A 25,901-nucleotide genomic window follows, 5' to 3' on the forward strand; every position below is an offset into this window, starting at 1 on the left:
CCTGCTGCATGTCCTTCACTACACCCTGACTGCCTGACAGAAGTGGGTGAAATCGAGATTAGACAAAGCTTTGCAAGAATTGAGGCAGAGTGACATGAGAAGCTAGAGTTACCACACGAATGCTCGGTTTAAACATTAGGCGATACGGCTTAAGCCGTTGCCTTTGGGATCGCAGGAGCGAAAATTATGTTTTCAAACCGTATTTTGGTTTCATTTTAAGCACTATTACTTATTGACAAATTATTCATGACTTTAACCTATCACTGATGCCCTAACCCTCCCCGATATATTGGGGAGGGAACTAGATTTATTGTTTCCCACCAAAATATCGGGGGGATTAAGGGGGGTAATTCGACTTGTGTGTACACCGTAGTTTGCAGCGAGGGGGTGGGGTATTTATTGCTGTTCACGCAAAAAGTTCTTTAACCACCTAATGACTTCACTTGTTGTTTGCTCATTGGCCATTTTAAGACATTGATGCACAATTTCTCTGACGTTAGGAAAGTAGCTGCTTTCTGTAAGCACATAACTTTCTGCTTGCAATCGATAAATTAATAACCGATTATTCTTTAATATCCAAACTTCTGGCACTCGATAAGGCAAGAAATCATTAACATCGGTGTAGCTTGTCACATCTATTTCAATTGCTAAATCTGGTGGTGGATCTGACTCCCAATTAATTCTTTTTTTGCCTACTACTGCTCTGGAATTTTCAATGTAAAAGCAAAAGTCTGGTTCAATACCACTAATTTCTGGCAAGCTCATCGTGATGGGCGTAAATGACTCGTATATGCGGTTTAAATGATCCAGCAAAACTTTAGCAATATCTGCCAACAAACTTGCATCTCTTCCATGCTCTGGTAGCGGTGCCATTAGTAAAATTTCTCCTCTGCGATATTTAATGCGAGGTGAGGAGCGATCGCCTAGTTGCTGACTCAATATTTGATAGTCTTTCCAGTCTCCCAAAAGCTTCAACACCGCGCCAGGTGGTAACTCAATTCTTTCTGGTGTAATTACGGTATCCATAATTAGCTCGCATTATTTATATCGAAGATGTGCGATCGCAGGATTGATAAATTCATCAAAGGTTTTTGCTGACAAATACAAAGCCACGGCTCTTATTTACTGAGGAATCATTTGTGAGCATTGCTTTCCATAAATCTGCTGTACATAGCATTTCTAAATGCTGTAAAATTTTCAAATTAGATCATATCAATAATCTCATGCCAAGATGCTAAACAAGTATAAAATTTTAGGAGAAATGCTATAAAAATGTTTACTGTTGTCAAACCCAAGCGAGTTACAATCGCAATCTTTTCTTTCACCGTCTTACTTTACAGCCAAGTTGCCTCAGCTGCTTTAACTTTACCCTTACGCAGCAAAAAGGGAATGGTGGTTTCGGCCAATCCCTTAGCAAGTGAAGCAGGAATTTTGATGTTACGCAAAGGTGGTAATGCTGTGGATGCAGCCGTAGCTACAACCTTTGCAATCTCAGTAGTTGAGCCTTTTTCAGCCGGAATCGGCGGCGGCGGATTTTTGCTGATGCACTCTGAGAAAACTGGCGAGATAAAAGCGCTAGATTTCCGCGAACGCGCACCCCTGAAAGCTACAAGAAATATGTATTTAGACGCAAAAGGAAAGGTGCGCCCCAATGCAAGTATTAATGGTTATTTGGCAGTAGGCACACCAGGAACGGTGGCGGGGCTTTATGAAGTGCATCGTCGCTATGGTAAACTTTCTTGGCAAGAGGTAATGAAACCTGCGATCGCACTTGCTAAAAATGGCTTTATTCTTGGCGATGTAGCAACGTGGCGTTCTCTGCAAACGAACCAATCCCGCAAGCAAGTAATTCTCAACAATCCAGCAGCGCGGGAAATTTTTACTCGCAATGGTGAGTTTTATCAACCAGGTGAGAAACTGGTGCAGCGTGATTTAGCAGGCACTTTAACAGAAATTGCCCAAAATCCCCAAAGTTTTTACACCGGAAATATTGCTCGTGCGATCGCTTCTGATATGGTAAAAAATAGTGGTTTAATTACTCTAGAAGACCTCAAAGCCTACAAACCAATTTGGCGCAATCCCGTTTGTGGAAACTTTCGTAAAGCTAAAATTTGCTCAATGCCACCACCGTCATCAGGAGGTGTTCATCTATTGCAGATTTTAAATATTATTGGTGACACTGATTTGAAATCTTTGGGATGGCATCATCCTGACGCTATACATTTAATGGTAGAAGCAATGAAGATTGCTTACGCTGATCGCTCAGAATATTTAGGCGATCCTGATTTTGTCAAAGTTCCTGTGCAACAACTGCTCAGTCCAGCTTATGCCAAAAAACGCCGTCAAGAAATTAATATGCAAGTGGCTAGACCTTCGACCGAGGTCAAGCCAGTAGACAAAGAAACACTACAACGTTTTAGTCAAGCTAATAATCACAGTTTAGGAGAAAATATCATTCCATTATCCGATCGCTCTCTTAAACTACACGCGACGCGGTATGAATCTCCCGAAACCAGTCATCTTAATGTTGTGGATGAAGAACGCAACGCCGTAAGTCTGACTTTCACGATTAACCTTGGTTTTGGTGCTGGTGTAGTGACACCGGGAACTGGAATTGTCCTCAACAATGAGATGGATGACTTTGCTTCTGCGCCAGGAGTACCGAATGCCTTTGGTTTAGTTGGTAACGATGCCAATGCGATCGCACCTCGTAAAACTCCCTTATCCAGCATGACTCCCACAATTGTCACAGAAAGCGGTCATTTCCGCATGGCAGCAGGTGCGCCTGGTGGTAGCACTATCATCACCCAGGTTTTGCAAGTGATCCTAAATGTGCTGGAATACAACATGGATGTTGGTGCGGCTGTTTCGGTTCCACGCATACATCATCAATGGCTTCCAGATGAGTTGCGCGTCGAATCCTGGGGTTTGGATGCTCTCACTGTGCAAGACTTACGCCGTCGCGGACACAAAATAAAGGAAACTGCTCCTTGGGGTAATGGTAACGCGATCGCTGTAACATCTGATGGAACTCTAGAAGGGGCCGCTGATCCTCGCGGTGAAGGTTCCCCCAGAGGTTTGTGAGCGAGTGAGGGACTAGGAAGACGCAGAGACGCCAAGAATAACAAATGACCAATACTTCGACTACGGTTCCATCGAGCGAAGTCGAGATGCTCAGTACAAGTGACCAATGACCAATGACCAATGACAAATGACCAATGACCAATGACTATTGATTTTGGGTGGTTGATTCTACGTAGCTGCTACTGCCAAACTCATTTGCCCGTGCGCTAGGTACTAGTGTCCAACCTGCTTTGAGAAGTTTTTGATAAGTTGCCCAACCTTTAGAACCACCTGGTATTTGATAATCTGGGACTTTAAAATGTCCAAAAGCTGTGTAAGGACGCCAAGGTTGATTGGGTTCTGTCTGCAAATACAAAATTTTCTCTCCGTCGCCACCAAACTTAGGTAACCAGCACATTTGTCGATGCATTGCAAACTCCTTGTACTTTTAGCTAATAATGCATAATGGCAGACTCTTGTCAAGCTACTTATCACCCTTCGAGGTTACTTTTTTGCCTAAAACTTTAGACAAAGAGTAATTAAGTTTTATCCATTTCAGGATAATTGCTTAACAAGTCATAGCTTGGAAGACATCTGCTAGAGGGACACGAAGATAAACAGCTTTGCCTCACCTTCTTTATGGGTGAGATTTTTCTAATGTTATCCGCGTTTTTTGGGATTGTGTGTAACAATAACTACTATTTTTGCTGAAGTTCGTAATTAGGCTATTTGTTTTTCTGATTAAATACATTAAGGTATTGCCGATTTCAGAAATTACTCATAAAACTAGATAAGTCGGCATGATAAAACCCGTGTATGTTTAGTTTTGTAATAACTGTGGAATGACCAATTCCTAAGCTATTGGCTGATTTTACCTTTCATCACATAGCTGAACTTTTTAACGACGACTTACTTTATATCGCTCCTCTTTCTTCGTCCTTTTTTTTTGGCGAAGTATTGACGATCACTCATATATTATTTAAGGAAATAATTAAGATGAAAACCGTCGATAATTATATAATTCAAAAGCAAATTCAACTAGCTAGACACCCACTTTTCGACCAAATTACTAGAGAAAATTCTCTAGAAAGTATAAAATTGTTGGCTCAATACTTGAGTTTCTGGGTTATGTCTTTTCAGGACGTAATACGAATAAACGAGATGCAAATTACTGATAGTGAAATCCGTAAAGTTGCTCACCATCATTTAGTTGAGGATATGGGGCACGAGCAATGGTTTTTAAGCGATCTTCAAGAGATGAAAGTTGAAGAACCTAATCTTAAACTGCTATATAGCCGGGATTATATTTTCACCCGCGATGCTACTTATGCCATCATCTCAGAGGTTTTTCGAGCTAGTAGTGATATTCAAAGAGTTGCTCTGATAATGAGTCTTGAGTCTACAGGTCACATCTTTTTTGAGTATACTGCAAGCTTGGTGAAACGAGTCTGTTATTCTAGTAACCTCAAGTACTTCTCAATACATCATTTAGATGTTGAAAATAATCACGAAATTTTTGAGCAGAAAATGCAAGATTTTTTAAATCGTATTCATATTTCTGAAGATGAAGAGAAAAAAATTTGTGAGATTGTTGACCGTGTGTACCAAGCTTTCACAATTATGTTTGATGGCTTTAAGCTTTTATTGGGCAAACGGAGCAAGATCAAGGTTTGTTAAAACAATTCGTAATACGTAATGGGCTATGCCCCGCTACGCTAACGTAATTTGTAATTCAGAGGATGTTTAAAAAGCAATACGCTTGGGTTAAGGATAATTGTAGGTTTGGTTGAACATTTGTGTTACCCAAAAAATGCCCGAAAATGTTGGGTAACCCTGCCTTAAGCCCCTTTGAGTCTACGTTCCTTAAACGCCACTTGCTACCCTTCTCCTAAACATTGACGCTGTTCGCTCTTTGGGAACGCTAAGAGCGAACAAGCAGGTGTTCCCGTCCAACGCAGTGGCTCCCCAACCTATGCAAATTATTTTTCTGCCTTAACCCAAGCGTATTGATTTAAAAAGTACTTTTGATTGAGTCGGAGTTGCAGTTGCGCGTAGCACAACCGCCATTTTCTAGTGCGTCTTCGCATTCAACAGTTATCACTTATCAGTTATCAGTTATCAGGGAACTGTTCACTGTTGGCTGTATGGTAACTGATAACTGTTGACTGTTCACTGATTTAGAAATTGGTCTTTGATAACCCGTAACTTGGGTTATTACAAAGATGGAGCATACAACTTATCACCGACAATCTGGCGAATTGTCTCTACTAGTTGAGTGTATGCAAAGTCAGATAAAACTGGTTTTGCTCCTTGCAAGTGAATTGGTTGATCTAAATCAATCCATGACTTGCAACCGCCGTATTTAGAGTGGTAGGGAATTTCTTGTTGTGATAGTTTATATGTCCGCAGGAGGAGAATATAAAGTGGCTGGCGTGGTTTCCATTTGAGGCGATCGCTAATAAAATGCTCGTTCCAAATATGAAAGGGAAGCAATGTATTGACAATAGACTCATCGCTAACTGGCAAAATATCTGTAATTTCAGCCCAACTGCCGATGGGAACTGTCTCTGGATGCCAACCTGATGTGACTGGATAAACATGATTGGCATACTCAGCTTTCAGCATGAAAGCTTGTTGATGTTCATAAGTTGGGTAAAGCAAAATTTGCTTGTGGGCAACTTGGAAATGTCCATTTCGTTCATGGATACCGCCTTTGCGGAGCAACATAATTGTTTTGCCACTTTCTAAGGCGTTTACGGCGACTGCCCATTCTTTGAGAGCATGAAAAGTTGTAGTCAATTCCATCAGCATTTACAGTAACTCTGATTTAATTTCAAGCTAAGACCGATAAAGTGTGAAACTATCCAGGGGAATGAATTAGGAAATAGTTATGGAAAAGCGATGTCTACGACGGGCTACGCCTACGCTAGGTACTTGAAACAAATGCGATCGCCGGGGCGCGTTATCCTGAACAAGCCCGAGACAACACATTAGCCGCAAAAATTAAGCTTTCCGCCGCCCAATTAACAGAAATTGACACCATTGGACATATTGTCACCGACCATCTGGATAACAGTCCAATTATGTGGAGTTGATGACAATGCAGTTTAGTTAGCCATGCTTATCTATCCAAGATCCCATTAACTGTCTTAAAAAGAGGGCTAGGGATCAAATCTATGATTCTAGATTGCAAAATCTAACAAAACGTCAACTTTAGTAAACGAAGGGTTGTGACTCCAAACTTAAGTGCTAACTTAAATAGTAGGACACCAAACACCAAACCAAACTAAAAGGGTAAATGACTTCGTGTCCCCTGTCATCAACCCAAGCAAATTTCAGCATATCAAATATAAAAGTGGTAAAAAGCCGAATTTAGAAGGCAAAGCCAAATCCTAAAGCGGAAAAACGCAATAATGCTGAGTTTGTTCGTTGTTTAGTCAACCTTAGTTATTAACTTTCAATTACTTAATTAGTTTAACAATTTGAAACCTGTAAACTCGATAAAACCTGGTCAACCTCGACCAGGTTTTTGGTATTTTATTGTGATAGATATAATTTTTCTCAGTACGGCAGCAAGTGCCGGAATTGACGCTTGAGTAGCTAGTTGTGAGACTAGGATAACATTAGCAAAAGATAGTTAATCTGCCCAAGAAAGGTAAAATATTTTCGTTAGGGTAATTGAGCTTACTCGACATACATTTGAGTCCGTTTTAATGGACTTTGGCTATAAAACCCTGAAGTTCAGTTCAAGGCGTATTTAGAGCGAAGTGCAATATCTGATTATACGCAACCTGCAAGAAGCTACTAGCCTATCTACGAAACAACGGTAAATATTTTTGTCAATAAGTAATATTGTTTAAAATATTGTTAAAAATGGGGGTATAAAACACAATTTTGGGGTTAGCGATGGCAATGAGAACACCGCAGGCATCACGTCATTAAAAAAAGCACCACTTATTCTGACTCTTAAAGCCCGTACAGTATTTAATTCGATACCCACCGAGTGAGTTTATTTTCGGCGTAACTACTATTGACACAACTAATTTAATCTTAACCTGTCATAAATTGGTAAGTAGAGATTTAGACAGTAAAACCTCATCCAAGCCACGAGAAATAAGATTGTGGGAGCTACGGCATAAGTCAGTTCCAATTCGCTTTTTCCCATTCGCAATGGGCTTCGCCCCGCTACGTTCGCAAAGCGTCTCGTAGAGAAGAGAGCAATTAACACCCCGCGCATGAATGCGCTTGCTCTGAACATTGATACTACGTGTGTAAGTTTTTTCATAAATTTTAATTAGGGGCTTTGACACGAAGGATGAATCAATTATCAATTACGTTTGCAATGAGCGAAAAAGCTAACTAAGAAAAAGCGAATTGTTCGGCCAATGAATGCGAATGGTAACATTACCTTGGTAGCTCAAACACTTAAAGCTAATCCTGTGCGTTCCTGGTTATTACTTATTTCTTGTCATGCTTATGGCTAAAGCAACTAGGATTTTTGGCACGAATTCTGTAAAAGTTAAAAGGCAAAAGCAGCCAGGGCGTTGGCAGAAGACCACCCTGGCTCAGTTTTTACGCTTGCCTTTGTACTTCCTGATAGGTCTGCTATGCATCCTTGGTTCACCCGTGCTTGCAAAAGTTCCTAGCTCAATTAATTCCTCATCCCAACTATCAATTAACAGTCTTACGTCGCTGGCTGTGGTCGCTGACCCTGCCTCACTACTACAAAAGGGCAAAATTTTATACAATGCTGGTAACTTCGCCAAGGCGGTAGAAGTGTTACAACAGGCTGTTCAAGCATATAAGCTGCAAGGGGAAAGCATCAGAGTGGCAGGGACACTGAGTAATCTTTCTTTAGCTTACCAACAACTCGGTGCATGGAATCAGGCACAGCAGGCAATTACAGAAAGCTTAAATTTGCTTAAAAGACAGGATGAAAACCAAAATCTGCAAATATTTGCCCAATCACTGGATATTCAAGGTCGTCTCCAACTGACAATGGGACAGGCGGAGGCGGCTTTAGCAACTTGGCGGCAGACGGAAAAAATTTACACAGAAGCAGACAATAAAAGCGGCGTGGTGCGATCGCTAATCAATCAAGCACAGGCGTGGCGAAGCCAAGGATTTTACCCTCGCGCTGTCAAAATACTTGAAAAGGTTAGTCAGGCGTTAAAATCTCAACCAGACTCTATAGAAAAGACAGTGAGTTTGCGATCGCTCGGTGATGCCCTTTTGGTAATGGGCGATTTAGAAAAGTCACGTCAGGCGCTAGAAAAAAGTCTGATGATTGCTCGAAATCTGCAATCAAGCTCTGATATTGGGGCTAGTCTGTTCAGCCTGGGAAATAATGCCCGTAGACAACAAGACAAACTAAAGGCGATCGCTTATTATCAACAAACAGTTGCAGCATCTCCCTCACCCCTGACAAAAGTCCAAGCGCAACTGAATCACCTGGGAATACTCATTGAAGATCAACGAGCCGCAGAAATTCAAACTCTCTTGCCGTTGATTGAGTCTCAACTTGATCAACTCCCTCTCAGCCGTGCTAGTATTTACGCTCAGGTTAACTATTCTCAAAGTCTGGCAAAAGTCAAGAGTGGCATATTGCAAGCATCAAGTCAAAATTACTACTTTGGATTCAGCACAAAAGACTCAGCAGTATTACTTGCCAACGCCATCCAGCAATCCCGCAGTTTAGGGGACAAGCGGGCAGAAGCCTATGCACTCAAGAGTTTAGGCGGCTTGTACGAAGAAACCAGACAGTGGTCAGAGGCGCAAGACCTTACCCGACAAGGATTAGCTTTGGCACAGAGCAGCAATGCACCAGAAATTACCTATACTTTGGAGTGGCAATTAGGTAGATTGCTCTGGGCACAAAAAGATATTAATGGTGCGATCGCGGCGTATGATGCTGCTGTGGACACTCTCCAGTCTCTTCGCAGAGATTTAGTAGCCAATAAAGATGTAGTGAACCAAGATGTGCAATTCAACTTTCGGGACAGCGTGGAACCCGTCTACCGACAGTCAGTAGAGTTACTGCTGAAATCCCAACAAGGAAAATCATCAGATGAAAAAATATTAGAGAAAGCACGTCAGCGCATTGAAGCACTCCAACTAGCAGAATTGGAGGACTTTTTCCAGGAAGCTTGCTTACAAGGTCACAGAGTAGCCCTGGATCAAGTGGTAGATAAAGATAATTCTACGGCTGCCATTCTTTATCCGATTATTCTTACTGACGAACTCCAGGTAATTGTCAAAATTCCCAAACAACCCCTACAAAGCTACACTACTCAGATTTCTCACAAAGAAGTAGAGAAACTCTTAATAGAACTGCGAAAAAATCTTGTCAATCCCAGTGCTACCAAAGCCGTCCAAACCCAAGCACACCAAGTTTATAATTGGCTGCTCCAACCCATTGAGTCACAATTGCAAAAAAGTGGGGTAGATACCCTAGTGTTTGTCTTAGATGGCCCGTTACGCAATTTACCAATGGCTGCTCTCTATGATGGTAAACAATATTTGGTAGAGAAATATGCAATTGCTCTGAGCGTGGGTCTGCAACTCCTCGACCCTAAACCGCTAGTACAACAGCAATTAAGGGCGCTAACCGCAGGACTGACTCAGCCACCCCCAGGTTTTTCTAAGTTTGCACCGTTGCTTGCGATCAAATCTGAATTCGACGGCATTATTAAAGCAGGAGTCTCCACCACTAGCCTAATAGATAGAGATTTTAAGAAAAAGAATTTAGAGAGTGAAATTGCTGATGATTCATTCAACATAGTGCATTTAGCAACCCACGGTCAGTTTAGTTCCCGCCTTGAAGACAGTTTTATTTTGGATTTCGATGGTCAAATCAATGTCAAAGATTTTGATACTCTCTTCCGCAGTCAGGGTAACACTATAGTAGAGTTATTAGTTTTGAGTGCTTGCCAGACAGCAACAGGAGACAGCCGTGCAACACTGGGTCTTGCAGGAGCAGCTGTACGAGCTGGGGCACGCAGTACCATAGCCTCCCTGTGGCAGATTGACGATCAATCCACAGCAATGTTTGTTAGTGCCTTCTATCGAGAACTCAATAGTGGCAAAATCACCAAAGCCAAAGCTGTTCACCAGGCCCAGTTAGAACTGCTGAAACATCCTAACTACAAAGCACCAAGCTTTTGGTCTGCCTATGTGTTGATTGGGAATTGGTTGTAATTTGGTGCAATTTCCAACGCCTTTCTTTACAACCTAAGGCATCTGCTTGCAACCTCTCAAGTTTTTGTATCCTAATATAGATAAACTAGATGAGCCGTTTTTTTGTCGCCCTTCTACCACCACAACACATTCAAGACTACGCCAACCAGATTAAGCAGTACTTCGCTGATCGCTATGATAGTAGCGGGGCACTAAAGTCTCCGCCTCATATTACCCTACAACCACCCTTTGAATGGGCAGATGCTAACAAGACAGTGCTAGAAGCATCCTTGAAGGAATTTGCTCGTGGACAACAGCCAGTAGCAATTACACTCAAGGGGTTTGATGCCTTTGCGCCTCGTGTCATATACATTAATGTAGTCATAAGTCAAGAACTTTTGACTTTGCAAACTGATTTAATGGCTTATGCAGAAAGCAATTTGGGAATCGTTGACAAGGTTTCTAAAACTCGCCCATTTGCTCCCCATATAACAGTTGCGTTTCGAGATTTAAAAAAAGAAAACTTTAAAGCTGCTTGGCCAGAATTTAAAAAACGTCAGTTGCATTTTGAGTTTACTGCCGATAAATTAACGCTACTGCTTCACGACGATAAGCGGTGGAATATTAAATCGGAGTTTGGTTTTTTGCCTACTGAGCAATGATTGACATCCAAAATGTAAGTAGCTAGGCGTAAATAAATTAAAGTTTGTAGTGAGTTAGCGAGGTCTTCTCCCATTCGTGAGAGGTTAGCGCCTTTCCTTCAGAACGCTACGCGAACGCAAAGCGTCTCGTAGAGAAGGGGGTTTCCCCCATGAGCGACTAACTTTCCCGTAGGGTTTGGACTTTAGTCCTGATAAATCTTGCTATGAGTGATGAATCGCTGACTACGAACTAGGATTTTATTGTATGTTTAATTATGTCTATCTACTTATGGTTAGGATGGCATGTAATATATGCGATCGCTATTTGGAAGCAACCCGAAGCGATCGCCCACCAACACTTATTAAAACCACTTTTCTTTTTCCCGGTGTGTAATCACCGCCGCTAAACGTCTCAAAGAGTTGTACCCTGGTGTCACACATCGCTTAACTTTTGGAACGCCTTGCAAACAAGACATGTTAGATTTATTTCTTTCTACTTACATAGTTATTGTAAAGCAAGATACATTAAATGGTAGTTTAGTAGTAAAGGAACCAAAAAGTATGGCTGTTAGTAGCCCTGAAGTCATCCGTCATATATTGATTGGGCTGGGATATTTAGCTCCTGAGATAGATCCAAAGCCGGATCTGACTAAATTTGCTCCCTGGAAGCAAAATAACAACTCCTTGACAGATGATCCTACTGAAGAAGCGATTAAAAAGTTTCAGAAACAGTACTCACAAAAACTTGTGGTAAATGGTAACGCTGATGCCGAGACTCGAAGTGTAATGGAAGATACAGTCATCGGACTTCAGAATAGATTGAAGTTTCACGGTTTTGCAACCAATGTCGAAATTCCAAAAGACTTGCCATTTTATGGGCCAGCCACTTATACAGCAGTCAAGAAATTTCAGAAATCTCAGGGTTTAACTGAAAATGGCATTGCCACTATTGAACAGCGTCAAATTTTACAGCAACCTACTCTCACAAACAAGCCCCAGCCGCAGCCACAGTCACAACTAAAGCTCATAGATTTATGGTCTCAATTCAAAAAGAATCCTCAAAATCCTTCTTACATCGCAGCCCTAAATAACTTACAACAAAATCTACCCAAAGACGTTTTGCACAAAGTTACTAACAAATGGAGGGGGACAAACGATCAAAACCCTGAAATTGTCAAGCTGACAAATGTGTTCACTTATTATGATGACAACAATCAAAACCATCGTGATGCACTAACTCACTTACAAAGTCAGATCACCCCAGCCATCTATAAAGAATTTATTAATCTCTGGAATAAGAAGTAAGCTAACCGTAAAAGTCATGTCCCGCAAAGAACTGAAGTTCCTTGCTAATAGCAAAAGTCTTCTGTTAATGACTAAAATATACCCCAAAATCGGTGTTGCTGATTAAATGTATGAATCTGGGTGTAGAGCAATACAGTTGAGTTAAGCTTTTTTCTCTCCCCCTGCCCCCCCTGCCTGCCTTAACAGATAGATTTCCTTAACTGAACCATATTGGGGTATAGAGACGTTGCAATTGCTAGTTTCTACAAAAGTTTTGAAATCACGCAAAATCATTTTCATACCTGAATTCAGCAACGCCCCAAAATCTTTAGCGCTCTTTTATTACTCTGAAAAAATAAAATATTTGTAGTTTGGTTAAACATTCGTGTTATCCAACAAAATCAAGAATTCTTGGTGTTGGGTTACCCTGCCTTAAGCCGCTATGCGTCTACGTTCCTCAAACGCCACTTGCTACCCTTCTCCTAAACATTGACGCTGTTCGCTCTCCAGGAACGCTAAGAGCGAACAAGCAGGTGTTCCCGTCCAACACAGTGGCTCCACAACCTACGCCCAGATTTATAAAAACTAATCAAAAATATTGGTTTCGGATTTTTATCTCGTGAGAGTCATAAAACAGCGTTAGTCTACTGAAGTAGACTAACGCTTGTAGCCTTGAACTTTAGTTCCAGGCAGGTGAGTCAAGTCTTCAGTTAAGCTATATTTTAGCTCTAGCTTAAGTTGACACAAATGCCTCCTGCCTCCTTAAGCCCTTAGTCAAAAAAGGCCACAATGACTGATGAATAACTCAAACTGTTCACGCCTAGACGCAGTGAAACAGCATTTATTTTCCTTAAACAGTCGATAATGTAAATAAATGTAATAAAATCCTCAGGCAGGACAAAAGTATCTATGCGTGTAATTTTGATGACCGGTAAAGGCGGCGTGGGCAAAACTTCCGTTGCTGCTGCAACTGGACTTCGTTGTGCGGAACTAGGCTATCAGACATTGGTTTTAAGTACAGATCCCGCTCATTCCCTGGCAGACAGTTTTGACATAGAACTGGGACATGCACCCCAAAAAATTCGCCCAAATCTGTGGGGTGCTGAACTGGATGCGCTGCAAGAACTGGAAGGAAACTGGGGTGCTGTGAAACGTTATATTACCCAAGTTTTACAGGCAAGGGGTTTAGACGGTGTACAGGCGGAAGAATTGGCAATTTTACCAGGCATGGATGAGATTTTTGGCTTGGTAAGGATGAAACGCCATTACGATGAAGGTGAGTTTGATGTTTTAATTATTGACTCAGCCCCCACGGGCACTGCACTGCGCTTGCTGAGTTTACCTGAAGTTGGTGGCTGGTATATGCGCCGTTTTTACAAACCATTCCAAAACATCTCGGTGGCACTTCGCCCTCTGGTTGAACCTTTTTTTAGACCAATTGCTGGTTTTTCGCTACCTGATAAAGAGGTGATGGATGCACCTTATGAGTTCTATGAACAAATTGAAGCTCTGGAAAAAGTATTAACAGACAATACTCAAACCTCAGTCCGTCTGGTTACTAATCCCGAAAAGATGGTGATTAAAGAGTCTCTGCGGGCCCATGCTTATTTGAGTTTGTATAATGTTGCAACAGATTTAGTTGTGGCTAATCGGATTATTCCCTGCGAAGTCCAAGACCCATTTTTCCAACGCTGGAAGGAAAGTCAGGAGCAATATCGCCAGGAAATTCATGATAATTTCCACCCTTTACCTGTGAAAGAAGTTCCCCTCTTTTCTGAGGAAATGTGCGGATTGGCGGCTTTAGAACGCCTAAAAGAAACCCTCTATAAAGATGAAGATCCGACTCAGGTTTATTACAAAGAAACGACTATGAGAGTCGTACAAGAGCAAAACCAATACAGCTTAGAAATTTATTTACCTGGGATTCCGAAAAACCAAGTTCAACTGAGTAAAAATGGAGACGAATTAAACATTACTATTGGCAACCACCGTCGTAACTTAGTTTTACCGCAAGCCTTAGCAGCACTACAACCAGGAGGGGCAAAGATGGAAGACGACTATCTTAAAATTCGCTTTGCTGACAATATAAAAGTTTAATGTTGCTACGGCAATGTTTCACAAAAAGTCAAGACTAAAAGTCAGATTTTTTTCTTGTAGCTAATACAGACGCCATTTTTTAGCGTCTGTTTTATGATGCATGGTTTAATTTCTATAAAAGGTAGATAAATATTTTTATTAATGATTTGCCCGTAGTTTTACTGAAGACAAATTGATTAAATAAATTTCAAAATGGCTTTAGATTTAATTATGTCACTTTGGAAATTATTAATTTATTTTGCTATAAGCAATGACCTCCAACCCTGAACCAGATTTACCCTTATGTCGTCATGAAGAAAGTTTACTACGCCGCATTACAAACCGTATCCGGCGAAGCTTAGAGTTTGAAGAAATTATCACAGGGACGACGGCAGAAGTGCGATCGCTACTAAAAACTGACCGAGTGATGATTTATAAATTTCATGGCGATGGCAGTGGTCAAGTGATTGCTGAGTCAATTTACAACAATCGTTTGCCGTCGCTACTAGGGCTGAATTTTCCTGCTGATGATATTCCACTCACCGCCCGTGAACTATTTATCAAATCACGGGTGCGTTCTGTTGTGAATGTTGATACTCAAGAGATTGGTTTAAGTCACCTGCATGAGTTGGAAAATGGAGAAACTATATCAGGAGATATCCATTATCGCTTTGTAGATCCATGTCATGTTGAATACTTGACTGCGATGGGGGTCAAATCCTCTGTAGTAGCGCCCATTATTTATCAAGATCAACTTTGGGGGCTGCTGGTATCTCACCATTCTCAGACACGCCAGATTTCAGAATATGAACTAGAAGCAGTACAGATGGTAGTCGATCAGCTATCTGTAGCGATCGCTCAAAGTACCCTTCTGACTCAAGTCCGAAAAACAGCCGAACGGGAAGCTATCATTAACCGCATTGCTACTCTACTACATTCACTCCCAACGATTGTATTGCAACCAGCCCTAGAAGCAGCTGTTGCTGCCTTTAATGGTGTTGGTGGCAGGCTTTGCATTAGAAATGCAGCTTTTGATTTCCACAATGGCAATGTGACCAGCTTAACAGAATGCTTAACACCAGGAAATACTTGTGCCAAGCTTTATATTTGTGGACAGCAACCTGTGATGCCAGAACAAACTATATATCCACTGATTGAGCAGTATAGTGTCTGGCAGGAACACTACAAGTCCGGTGAATATGATGTTTGGGCGATTTTAGATATATATCAAACTCCTAGCTTGCGAAGTTTGCAAGTTGCTTTTCAACCAACAAAAATTCGTAGCATGTTGATGATCCCACTCCAGTATCGTCAGCAGTTGCTGGGCTACTTAAGTATTTTCCGCAACGAAATAGATACAGAAACCCTATGGGCGGGGCAGTATGACAGCGATCAAAGGCAACTGTACCCCCGACAATCCTTTGAGGTTTGGCGCGAATCTAAAAAAGCACAAGCTCAAAAATGGATGGTCGAAGAAATTGAACTGGCTAGAGACATTGGTAAACACTTTGCTTCAGCAATTCAGCAGTATGAACTATATCAACAGGTTCAAACTTTTAATGAAAATTTAGAAAAACAAGTTAAAAGGCGTACACTTGAACTGCAACGAACAGCTGAACAACAACAGGCTGTGTTTAAAGTTATTGCCGAAATTCGTGAATCTCTTGACACCAATACTATTTTTCAAACAACCACTAAAGAAGTTTGTCAATTAATCAAAGCTGACCGTGTTTCTGTTTATCGTTTTGATTCTAATTGGGGTGGAAAATTTGTTGGCGATTTTGACGCTGCTAGTCCATATTGGGTGAATCAATCGGAACTAGGTATTAATACCATTTGGAATGACACCTATTTACAAGATACACAGGGAGGGCGCTACCGTAATAATGAAACATTTGCCGTGGATGACATCTACAAGATGGGATTTGCTCAGTGTCATATCGACAATCTAGAGCAGTTTCAAATTCAGGCTTTTGTACTTGCTCCGATCTTCGTTGGGCAAAAACTTTGGGGTTTGCTGGCAACTTATCAACACACTGGGCCGCGCCAATGGAAAAAATACGAAATTAACTTTCTTAGTCAAATTGCTGGTCAAATGGGAGTAGCACTTCAGCAAGCAGAATTACTCACGCAAACAAAACAGCAGACGTTAAGTTTGCGCCAAGTGACAGAACAACAAAAGATATTGTTTGAGGTTGTTGCCAAAATTCGGGAATCTCTTGATCTAAATACAGTTTTTGCCGCAACTGTATGTGAAGTCCGTCGCTCTTTGAATGCTGACAGAGTAGTAGTATACCGCTTTGACCCGAATTCCAAACTTGATGAAGGTGAAATTGTTTCAGAGGATCTTTTGCCAGAGTTTACTTCTGCTTTAACATTAAAAATTCAAGACACCTGCTTTAAGAAGAAGTTTGATGCCCTCTATCGTCAGGGACGCGTCCACGCGATCGCTGATATCCACAACTCTGGACTGAATGTTTGTTATGTGCAAATGCTGGAGCAACTTGAAGTTAAAGCCAATTTAGTTTTGCCACTGGCTAAAAGTAATGAGCTGTGGGGTTTGTTGTGCATTCACCAATGCTACCAACCACGTGAATGGCAATCCTCAGAAATTCAGTTCGCTACCCAAGTTGCTGCACAGCTTTCTGTAGCACTGGAACAAGCTGATTTACTTCAACAAACCAAGCATCAGGCTGTTGATTTGCAACAAGCGGCAGAACAACAACGGGTATTGTTTGAAGTTGTTGCGAAAATCCGGGAATCTCTTGACTTAAATCTGATTTTTCAGACTACCACTCAAGAAATTTGCAAATCACTGCAAGCGGATCGTGTGGCTGTCTATCGCTTTCATCCAGATTGGAGTGGTGAATATATTGCTGAGTTTGTAGGTGATGGTTGGGTAAAACTTGTAGGTTCTGATCTCAAGACAGTTTGGGAAGATAGCTATTTAAAAGAAACCCAAGGTGGACGATATCGCAATAATGAAAGCTATATAGTTGATGATATCTATCAGTCAGGTCATTCTGAGTGTCACATTGCGGCTTTGGAGCAATTACAAGTAAAAGCCTATGCGATCGCACCCATATTTATTGGGCAACAGCTATGGGGCTTGCTAGCAGCTTATCAGAACTCTGCACCCCGCCATTGGGAAGCCTCGGAAATTCAGTTCATCACTCAAATTGCCAATCAGCTTGGGGTTGCACTTCAACAAGCCCAATTGCATAATCAAACCAAGGAGCAGACGCAAAAGTTGGCTCAAGCTTTGCATGATTTAAAGCAAACTCAAACCCAACTGATCCAAACTGAGAAAATGTCCTCATTAGGTCAACTGGTAGCTGGTGTTGCTCACGAAATTAATAACCCGGTCAACTTCATTTATGGCAATATCAATCATGTCAACGATTATGCCGAAGATTTACTCAGTATACTAGACCTGTATTTGCAAAATACCCCTAATCCCAGCTCTGAGATTCGCGATCGCTCTGAAGAAATAGACTTAGAATTTATCATGGAGGATTTGCCCAAAACTCTATCTTCCATGAAAGTTGGAATTGATCGCATCCGGCAAATTGTCTTGGGTTTACGGAATTTCTCTCGCCTTGACCAGGCAGAAATGAAGCCAGTTGATATTCACGAGGGCATTGATAGCACTTTGCTAATTTTGCAGCATCGCTTAAAAGCAAAACCAGAAAGTCCGGCGATTAAATTACTCAAAGAGTACAGCAACCTGCCCTTAGTAGAGTGCTATGCTGGGCCACTAAATCAAGTATTTATGAATGTTGTAAGCAATGCGATCGATGCTTTAGAAGATTACAGGGAATCTCAATCAAAACCTGATACCAGTCAAATTACCATTCGTACTGCTCTTGGAGAGCTTGAAGGTAATATTAAGAGCGTAGTAATTCGCATAATAGACAATGGCCCAGGAATACCGGAGCCTCTAAAAGCAAGAATCTGCGACCCATTTTTCACTACTAAGCCAGTGGGGAAAGGCACTGGCTTGGGGTTGTCAATTAGTTATCAGATTGTCGTAGATAAACACGGTGGTATGTTTAAATGTGATTCTCAGCCGGGGTTAGGTACAGAATTTTGGATTGAAATTCCGATTAAACAAATCACAAAATAGTAGGAAATGGGGAATGTGAGTTTAAATATATAGCAATCTTATTTGATTCGTGAAAAATATAGATAATATCATGTCCGCATAATTTAGTTATGATTCCCATAGTCATTTCACCCCACCTCTTAATCCCCTCTCCTTAGAAAGGGGAGGGGAGACAAAGCTACGCTTTGGCGGGGTGGTGTGATTCGGGTTTAATAAGTAATCAAGCCGACATTATATAAGCAAAAAACCCATTAATTAATCTGACTTTTCACGGTATCTGTAAAACCTTTCTCTAAATCTCTCTCCTAAAAGGAGAGAGACTTTGAATCTTATACCAATTCTGTATGAAAATGCGCTAAACCATATTTAAGTACAAGAAAGAAAAACGTAGACGCGTTCGCAAAGCGTCTCCAAGAGTTGCGGCTTGCCGCAGGCTACCGCATAGACGCGGAGCGGTTCGTTAAAAAATTTGACTTTGACAAAGAATTAAGCCTTAACCCAACCATATTGCTATATACCATTCTTTTTAACTTCTGAGTTGCACCGGCATAGCTAAATAGGTCATTTTCAAACCACCCAATGGCGTAAAAATCACTGGAGTTAGACTTTGATTTAAATGCATTTGAATTTCTGAAGATGGTAACTCTTTCAAGCCTTCCATTAAATATTTAATATTAAAAGCAATTTCTATGTTTTCTCCAGAAATTTGTGCTGACATTGACTCTCTACCACTGCCTACATCTTGAGCTTCACAAGATAAGGTAATTTCTTGGGCTTCGCTATCAATACTGAGCTTAACAATATTATTTTTCTGATCGGCTAGCACAGCAATCCGTTCCAAAGTGCTGACAAATTGTCGCCGTTCAATTGTCACTTGTCGCTCAAATTGGCGCGGGATTAATTGTCGATAAGCAGGATATTGGCCTTCTAATGTGCGACTAGTCAAGCGTTGATTTTGCCATGCAAACACAACTTGACCTTGATCGAAATATAAAGCTACAGGTTCATCTGATGAGGCGCTATGAGCTAGCATTCGTTGGAGTTCGCGTAATGCTCTAGCTGGTACTGTCACTTCTAATTGACTAGTTCCACCTAAAGGACGCTCGTTGCTAGTTTCTACCACTGCTAGGCGATGTCCGTCGGTAGCTGCAAATTCTAGAGTATCTTGTTTAACTGTTAAATGCACTCCCGTAAGTACTTGCTTGGTTTCATCACCACTGGTAGCAAATAATGAACCGCGTAATCCCTCAATTAATGCGGTGGTGGTGAGATGGATTACTTCTGTATTTTCAATTACAGGTAGTTCAGGAAATTCTTCAGGCCCCATTGCTCGGACTTGGTAATGTCCACTCTTGGGTGTGAGTGTGACTATTAAACCTTCTCCACCGGGTGTAACACCTGTGAGGGCTGATTCATCGTCTAGAGTGATTTCGCCTTCTGGAAGACGAGAGGTGATGTCTACAAGTAATTTAGCAGGAAGTGCGATCGCACCACTTTGCCATACCTCTGCGTTAAAGCTGGTGCGGATTCCCAAGCTGAGATCGAAGGCTGTTAAGCTTACTTGGTTAGTTTGGGCATCCGCTTGGAGCAGCACATTGGCAAGTACTGGATGAGTTGGTCGTGAGGGTACTGCACGACTAACGAGTGAGAGGTTTGTACTGAGATCGCTTTGGGAGCAAACTAATTTCATAAGTCAGATTCAACTGGTGAAAGATATCCTAGCACCCTTATTGTTAGTATGCGATCGCTACAGTTATCAAAAGCCCAATCCGAGCTTCGGCATTTTTATGTAGAGGTCAATCGCGGTTGAAAAAGAGGCAAGGGAGCTCTTAGCTGGGAGCAAAGGGGATAGAAAAGAATTGGGATTCCACCCCACCTGTTGCGCTCAATCCCGTAGGGTACGAGAACCACTGGTAAAGAAGTGGGGGACGTAAGAACATGTTCCCCCCTTCATTTCACGCCTGGAAGAAACAGGAGGGGAGCAGAGAGCTTTTAGCAGGAGGGAGTTCTTCCCCTTGTCCCCCTTTCAATTCTGTAGAACCTGTGCGATCGCCTGAGAAATCGGTAAACCAGGACAGCGTTCTAACCAGAAAAACTCGCCAACTGGGTTAACCTCAAGAAATACATGACGACCATCAGGAGTCAAAATAATATCAATAGCTCCGTAGTTCAAACCAAATTCTGCCATTAGTTTGAGCAGTTTCTCTTCGACATCTTGAGGCAGAGTGTATGACTCCCAAGCGTCGAGTAAGGCAATTCCCTGTTTGCGCCAATCGTAACGCGCCTTATCCAAAGCTTGAGAATCAACCGCCGCCGTCAGCACACGTTTGCCAACAATAATTGTCCGTAATTCCAATGCCTTGGGGATTTTTTCTTGAAATGTCATTGGGCAGAAACGTAATCCATCGAGGTTGTCCAGATCCTCAGATGAAATTGGATTCGTAAACACAACTTTTTCTCGTCCTTGTTCATCGTAAATGGCGAAGGAAGAGAGCATCTTTGTAATCATTCCCTGCTTACACTCTTGAGCAAATTGCTTCACTGCCACTGAATTATTTGTAGTCAGGGTGCGTGGCGTATCTAGACCGATCTCTCGTGCTATTCGTAATTGCAGTTGCTTATTTTCGGCTCGGCGAATATTTGGCAGAGGATCGAGATGAAAACCCTTAATACTAGCAATCATTCCCTCAATGGTGACGCGAGATTCTTTGAGTGAGGCTTGTCTGAGTTGCCTATCCATCGAGTCGGGAATTTTTGACCCAATTGCAATGCGGCGATACCAAACTGCTGACACTTCATTCAAATCTAATGTCTGGTCTTCGACGCTTAGAGTAACTCGCTCACTTCCAGCATAGTAAACATCTAAGATGATTTCTGTGGGAAATCGGTCTGTGTCAAAACGAAATGCTTTCCCTCCTTGGGCTTCAATTGCCTGAATAACTAGAGGAATACTTTCGTTGTCTTGGCTGTGAGTAATGATTAAAACAGTCACGTCGCTTCGCTCCGAATTAAAAATTAGAAATTAAAAATTAACAAGCCCCTAAATTTATAAAGGCTGTCAGTTGGTTGTGAATTTTTAAGTAAGAGCATTTTGCTTAGGACTTTTTGAAAGTAGTGCATCTGCGATCGCATCTGCGATCGGGTATTCCAAATCTTTCTCCAACATCCCCCACTCTCCTGTAGGATTAATTTCTAAAAAAACGTATTCCCCTGATGGCGTTTTGATGAAGTCAAATGCTCCAAAAATCAGTCCAAACCTTGCCATAAAAGCATCCAGGCAACGGATTAGTTTATCAGGTAATTGATATGGTTGCCAGGTAAGAGTCTCTTTTGTTCCACGTCGCCAATCTTGGGTGGATGCTGCATACTCAGAGGCATCCAGTGCGCCGACAAAGAGATTACCATTCACATACACTGCGCGTAGTTCTAGCTGTTTAGGGATTTGTTCTTGAAACACAACTGGACAATAGCGCAGTGTTTCAGCATCAAGTAAGTCTTCTTCTTTAACGGCGCTGGTATACATGAAAAAAGAGGAGGCTTTCATCCCATAAGAAAGAGGTCTGAGTAGCTTGGCAACCATTTTTCCTTTAACTTCCCCAAAAAACTCTCGTGTTTGTTGAGGATTGTTGGTGACGATAGTCCGAGGTATGACAAGACCAACTTCCGATGCAATTCTGAGTTGGCGTAGCTTGTTTTCAGCTGCACTAATCCGTTGTAAATCATCCACCCAGGTAGCTCTCCTCAGACTGTCCCAAAAGCCATCTAAGACTGCGAGTGATTCACTAGAGCAGGCTGCTTGGAATTGTGGAGCTAATTCTTTACCTAGATCGGGTTGCCAGATCCGTCGCATCCATACTGCTTGAACTTGCTCGGTGTTCAAAGAGCAAGTGCCATATTCCAGTTTATGATTGCTCCCAGAGTTACTGAAATTCGCCTCGATTTGTACTGTCATCGGAAACTTATCAGTATCAAGGCGAAATGGCTGTGCGCCTCGTTTTGATACAGCTTCTGCAACTCTATCTATTGTGAAGTAATCACCACTATGGGTGATTAATAAAACCACATCACGGTCAACGTGCATAAAATATCTTTATTGGGTTCTTGTATTGTTCGTACTGTCAACTATAAAAAAATAAAGCATTAAAAAAGTAAACTTAGTTTTAATGGGAAGCCAACCCCTAGATGGAGCTGGCAAAGCTAACAGTCTTTTTATTCTAAAAATATTGTTCAAAACCGCATCTCTGGTGTACTCCAAAGTATGCAGTTATTGTATTGCCCCTCCATGCTCCTCGCCGTCTGAAGGGTACTTTAGAGTAGTAACTTCATCACTATCAGAGGGATACTTTTCTGTTACTACATCTTCTTGATCGGATGGGTACTTCCGAGTTTCCCTCAATTCACCTTTATGCTTATTGGTTACACCACAACTTCCACCGCTAATCGTTTCTGATTGTTTATCAGATAGCTCTTCAAAGCTTTGCCCTTCTAAAAATCTGGCAAAGAAGGGTACTGCTTGTGAATTTAATTCTTCTGGTTTGTTTTCAGACATAATTTTCTTTTACGGTTAAGTAAAGATAAATTTACACTTAACTCTATGATACTACATAGAATTTCATCTATGTAAGGATAAATTTCATTTGAAATTATTTGTAACATTGGCGTAAAAATACTTTGTCCTTTTTTATCCTCTCACGAATGTTCTTCGCCTTAGCGATCGCTCTACCCTCTGAATAATGCTGTAATCTGTAACCTGAAAGATGCTACAACCAACGTTGTTTTTTTAGCATAGACAATACTTCCAATCACAATTAATGCCATCACACAGATTCCAGCAGGATAAGCCCAAGGTTGCTCTAATTCCGACATATATTTGAAGTTCATGCCATAGAATCCAGACATGAAAGTGATTGATAAAAAATTTTCTATAAATATACTAAAATCCAGTATGGTAATTATTTAAAATTTCTTTAAAAATCAGATAAAAAACATAGTTAATTCCTAAGCGTTCAATATATAGTTCGTTTTTGCAGATTATTAGCTAGAATAGTTAAAGCTTTTAACTTAGTGATTTTAAAGGTGATAATAAAATTATTTGCCAGCACAATATAACCTTAAAATGGTATTACTGTATTGAGTCATAGCTCAAATTTTTTCTCTTTTACCAGATTTAGGGCGAGTAGCTTTCGCTGGTGCTGACTTATTTTGCAGAATTGCAATTTCTCTCTGTGCATCTTGATAACTATCTTTTTCCCCTTGCTGTTGGAATAGTTTTGCAGCTTTTTTGAAATCTGCGATCGCTCCCTGTTTATTTTTCTGCTTGGTGCGAATCACGCCCCGGTTATAGTAGGCTAAAGCATTGTTAGTATTAATTGCGATCGCTCGTGAATAATCTTGATTTGCAGATTTTTTATTTCCCAGTTCGAGATAGGCGTTACCACGGTTGTTATAAGCTACTACATCATTAGAATCTAGTTTCAGCGCTTCGGTGTAATCTTCAATAGCGCCTTTATAATCTCCGAAAGAAAAGCGGTGAATACCTCTGTGGATGTAAGCTGCACTAAATTTAGGATCAATCTGTAAAATAGTGTTGTAATCTTCAGTAGCTTCGACTTGATTTCCCAAATCACTGTAAACATCACCACGATTAAGATAGGCTTCTATGTATTTGGGATTGATGTTAATTGCGTCCGTGTAATCTTTAATGGCTGCATATTTTTGCTTATTAATAGATTGAGTTAAACCTCTTTGATAATAACCTTTAGCATCACTAGGATTCATCTTAATTACTGTATCAAAATCTTGGATTGCTTCAAGTCTTTGTCTGAGGCGACGGCGAAGAATTCCTCGCTGCAAGTAAGCTTCGGTATACTGAGGCTTGAGAGCGATCGCTTTGTTAAAATCTCCAATTGCTGCTTTATTATCCTTCAGTTGAGTACGGGCTAACCCCCGGCCATAGTAAGCAAAAGCATCCTCAGAATTTAAATTAATCGCTTGGGTATAGTCTGCGATCGCTTCTTTGTACTTACCTAATTCAGACAAAGCAAATCCTCGGTCAAAATAGGCATTAGCATCTTGAGGATTGAGCAAAATAGCTTGGCTAGAATCTGCTTGTGCTTGCTCGTAGTCTCCTAATCGATAATAAGCATCACCTCGCCTATTATAAGCCAGGGCGTTTTTTGGATCTAATTCAATCGCCTGATTAAAATCTTCAACTGCTCCTTCATAGTTTCCTGCATCATATTTATTGACTCCCTCTTGGTATAATGTCTGTTGAGCATTTGTTAAAGGTTTTAGCAACCTCAATTGCCACGCTCCAACACCAAGTGTAATACAGCCAGCTACCCCAGCCAGAACTACTAATAATTTTTTCTGATGCTGTTTTTGCCGATCTTGCTCAACATTTGTTATCTTTTTCAGGTCGTCTAAAACTTCCGTTGCATACTGGTAGCGCTTACGATAGTTAAAACGCACCATTCTATTAATAATTATTGCTAATTTTCTGTTAATTTTTAGATTTTTGTTCCACCAAACAATTTCACCTGTCAGCCGATTTTTATGAGTTTGCAAGTTAGATATTTCGTTTCCAGATAAACCTAGAAGTGCTGCGATCGCAACTATACCTAAAGCATATATATCACTGTTGTATTTGAGATTGCCGTTAACTTGTTCTATCGGCATAAATTCGGAATTGTCAACGGTATTAGTGATGGCTTCATTAACAGTACCAAAATTAACCAAAACTAACTTTTTGTCTGATTCACGGCGAATGATATTAGCTGGTTTAATATCCCGATGAATCACGCCATAGCTATGTACAACCACCAAAATTTCTAATATATCTGATAAAAGACTAATTACTTGGTCTTCCCTCAAAGGTTGTCCCTGGATAATTTCGTCAGTTAAAGGATTACCGGCTATGAATTCTTGAACTATATAGAATTCTTCATTTTCTTCAAAATAAGCAATTAGCTTTGGAATTTTATCGTGTTTCTGTCCTACTTTTTCTAAAGTTGCGGCAAGACTCGTAAACAAGCGGCGTAAGATTGTTAAAGTTTGAGAATTCCTACTAGGATAACGTAACTGCTTTACTATAAATTGGCTGTCAGGAAGATTAATATCTTCAACTAGATAAGTTTTTCCTTTTTCACCATCATTGAGAACTTTTAGTATGCGATAATGTCCATTTAGTAAATGATTATTCATCAATATAAATATAGAATTATAAATTGTTTGATTATAGCTTACGTGTTATTACTGTTAAGCTTTAGATATAAAGATTTATTTATTTTAAATAAAATCACCGCATTGCAGAGGAAGAGGGTGGTATCAGCCAAAAGCCGCTCAAAAAACTTAATTTAGTTTGGTGTGGTGGAAGGCGAATTTCGGAAATACTAGCCATGATGGAACAATGGCATCCCAAAGATAGACAGTATATCGCATTGTCAGCCAAAACAATGGCATTGTCAGCCAAAACAATCACATTGTTAGCCGAAACAATCGCATTGTCACTCGAAACAATGGCATTGTTAGCCGAAACAATCGCATTGTCAGCCGAT

At 40.9% G+C, this 25,901-nt stretch carries 17 protein-coding genes; 8 read left to right on the forward strand and 9 right to left on the reverse strand.

What is annotated here, in order from left to right; all coding sequences use genetic code 11:
- Positions 1–396: 396 nt before the first annotated feature.
- On the reverse strand, positions 397–1,026 hold the full coding sequence (locus ACFFAP_RS01275) for a Uma2 family endonuclease (RefSeq protein WP_375509516.1): 630 nt from the start codon (positions 1,024–1,026) through the stop codon (positions 397–399).
- A gap of 246 nt (positions 1,027–1,272) precedes the next feature.
- On the opposite strand from ACFFAP_RS01275, the gene ggt reads away from it, so the two are divergent.
- The gene (gene ggt, locus ACFFAP_RS01280) at positions 1,273–3,084 is read left to right on the forward strand and encodes a gamma-glutamyltransferase (RefSeq protein WP_375509517.1); all 1,812 of its coding nucleotides are present in this window, start codon (positions 1,273–1,275) and stop codon (positions 3,082–3,084) included.
- A 145-nt stretch (positions 3,085–3,229) separates the two neighbouring features.
- Here ggt and ACFFAP_RS01285 read toward each other — a convergent pair whose 3' ends face one another.
- The gene (locus ACFFAP_RS01285) at positions 3,230–3,493 is read right to left on the reverse strand and encodes a hypothetical protein (RefSeq protein WP_375509518.1); all 264 of its coding nucleotides are present in this window, start codon (positions 3,491–3,493) and stop codon (positions 3,230–3,232) included.
- 566 nt (positions 3,494–4,059) lie between these two features.
- Here ACFFAP_RS01285 and ACFFAP_RS01290 point away from each other — a divergent pair.
- Entirely contained in the window at positions 4,060–4,740 is a 681-nt protein-coding gene (locus tag ACFFAP_RS01290) for a hypothetical protein (protein WP_375509519.1), read from the forward strand.
- A 537-nt stretch (positions 4,741–5,277) separates the two neighbouring features.
- Here ACFFAP_RS01290 and ACFFAP_RS01295 read toward each other — a convergent pair.
- Positions 5,278–5,874: a DUF1802 family protein gene (locus tag ACFFAP_RS01295; protein WP_375509520.1), complete on the reverse strand. Its 597-nt coding sequence runs from the start codon at positions 5,872–5,874 to the stop codon at positions 5,278–5,280.
- Between the two features lie 1,659 nt (positions 5,875–7,533).
- Here ACFFAP_RS01295 and ACFFAP_RS01300 point away from each other — a divergent pair.
- The 6 genes from ACFFAP_RS01300 (at position 7,534) to ACFFAP_RS01325 (ending at position 18,366) form a co-directional block, all read left to right on the forward strand.
- Positions 7,534–10,260, forward strand: a complete 2,727-nt coding sequence (locus tag ACFFAP_RS01300) for a CHAT domain-containing protein (RefSeq protein WP_375509521.1) — start codon at positions 7,534–7,536, stop codon at positions 10,258–10,260.
- A gap of 89 nt (positions 10,261–10,349) precedes the next feature.
- Entirely contained in the window at positions 10,350–10,901 is a 552-nt protein-coding gene (locus ACFFAP_RS01305) for a 2'-5' RNA ligase family protein (RefSeq protein WP_375509522.1), read from the forward strand.
- A 254-nt stretch (positions 10,902–11,155) separates the two neighbouring features.
- The gene (locus ACFFAP_RS01310; RefSeq protein ID WP_375509523.1) at positions 11,156–11,287 is read left to right on the forward strand and encodes a hypothetical protein; all 132 of its coding nucleotides are present in this window, start codon (positions 11,156–11,158) and stop codon (positions 11,285–11,287) included.
- Between the two features lie 67 nt (positions 11,288–11,354).
- Positions 11,355–12,185: a peptidoglycan-binding protein gene (locus ACFFAP_RS01315; RefSeq protein ID WP_375509524.1), complete on the forward strand. Its 831-nt coding sequence runs from the start codon at positions 11,355–11,357 to the stop codon at positions 12,183–12,185.
- A gap of 888 nt (positions 12,186–13,073) precedes the next feature.
- Positions 13,074–14,261 carry a TRC40/GET3/ArsA family transport-energizing ATPase gene (locus ACFFAP_RS01320; protein WP_375509525.1) on the forward strand — a complete coding sequence of 396 codons (1,188 nt, stop codon included), beginning with the start codon at positions 13,074–13,076 and terminating at the stop codon, positions 14,259–14,261.
- Between the two features lie 250 nt (positions 14,262–14,511).
- Positions 14,512–18,366 carry a GAF domain-containing protein gene (locus ACFFAP_RS01325; RefSeq protein ID WP_375509526.1) on the forward strand — a complete coding sequence of 1,285 codons (3,855 nt, stop codon included), beginning with the start codon at positions 14,512–14,514 and terminating at the stop codon, positions 18,364–18,366.
- A gap of 505 nt (positions 18,367–18,871) precedes the next feature.
- Here the strand turns inward: ACFFAP_RS01325 and dnaN are convergent.
- The 6 genes from dnaN to ACFFAP_RS01355 all read right to left on the reverse strand — a co-directional run bounded on the left by dnaN (position 18,872) and on the right by ACFFAP_RS01355 (position 25,548).
- Positions 18,872–20,035, reverse strand: a complete 1,164-nt coding sequence (gene dnaN / locus ACFFAP_RS01330; RefSeq protein WP_375509527.1) for a DNA polymerase III subunit beta — start codon at positions 20,033–20,035, stop codon at positions 18,872–18,874.
- A 336-nt stretch (positions 20,036–20,371) separates the two neighbouring features.
- The gene (locus tag ACFFAP_RS01335) at positions 20,372–21,337 is read right to left on the reverse strand and encodes an MvdD family ATP-grasp ribosomal peptide maturase (protein ID WP_375509528.1); all 966 of its coding nucleotides are present in this window, start codon (positions 21,335–21,337) and stop codon (positions 20,372–20,374) included.
- 84 nt (positions 21,338–21,421) lie between these two features.
- The gene (locus ACFFAP_RS01340; RefSeq protein WP_375509529.1) at positions 21,422–22,426 is read right to left on the reverse strand and encodes an MvdC family ATP-grasp ribosomal peptide maturase; all 1,005 of its coding nucleotides are present in this window, start codon (positions 22,424–22,426) and stop codon (positions 21,422–21,424) included.
- A 183-nt stretch (positions 22,427–22,609) separates the two neighbouring features.
- Positions 22,610–22,894, reverse strand: a complete 285-nt coding sequence (locus ACFFAP_RS01345; protein WP_375509530.1) for a microviridin/marinostatin family tricyclic proteinase inhibitor — start codon at positions 22,892–22,894, stop codon at positions 22,610–22,612.
- 170 nt (positions 22,895–23,064) lie between these two features.
- Positions 23,065–23,244, reverse strand: a complete 180-nt coding sequence (locus tag ACFFAP_RS01350; RefSeq protein ID WP_375509531.1) for a CorA family divalent cation transporter — start codon at positions 23,242–23,244, stop codon at positions 23,065–23,067.
- A 243-nt stretch (positions 23,245–23,487) separates the two neighbouring features.
- Positions 23,488–25,548 carry a tetratricopeptide repeat protein gene (locus ACFFAP_RS01355; protein ID WP_375509532.1) on the reverse strand — a complete coding sequence of 687 codons (2,061 nt, stop codon included), beginning with the start codon at positions 25,546–25,548 and terminating at the stop codon, positions 23,488–23,490.
- Positions 25,549–25,901 lie beyond the last annotated feature (353 nt).

The sequence above is a fragment of the uncultured Nostoc sp. genome, from assembly GCF_964245575.1.
Taxonomy (GTDB): domain Bacteria; phylum Cyanobacteriota; class Cyanobacteriia; order Cyanobacteriales; family Nostocaceae; genus Nostoc.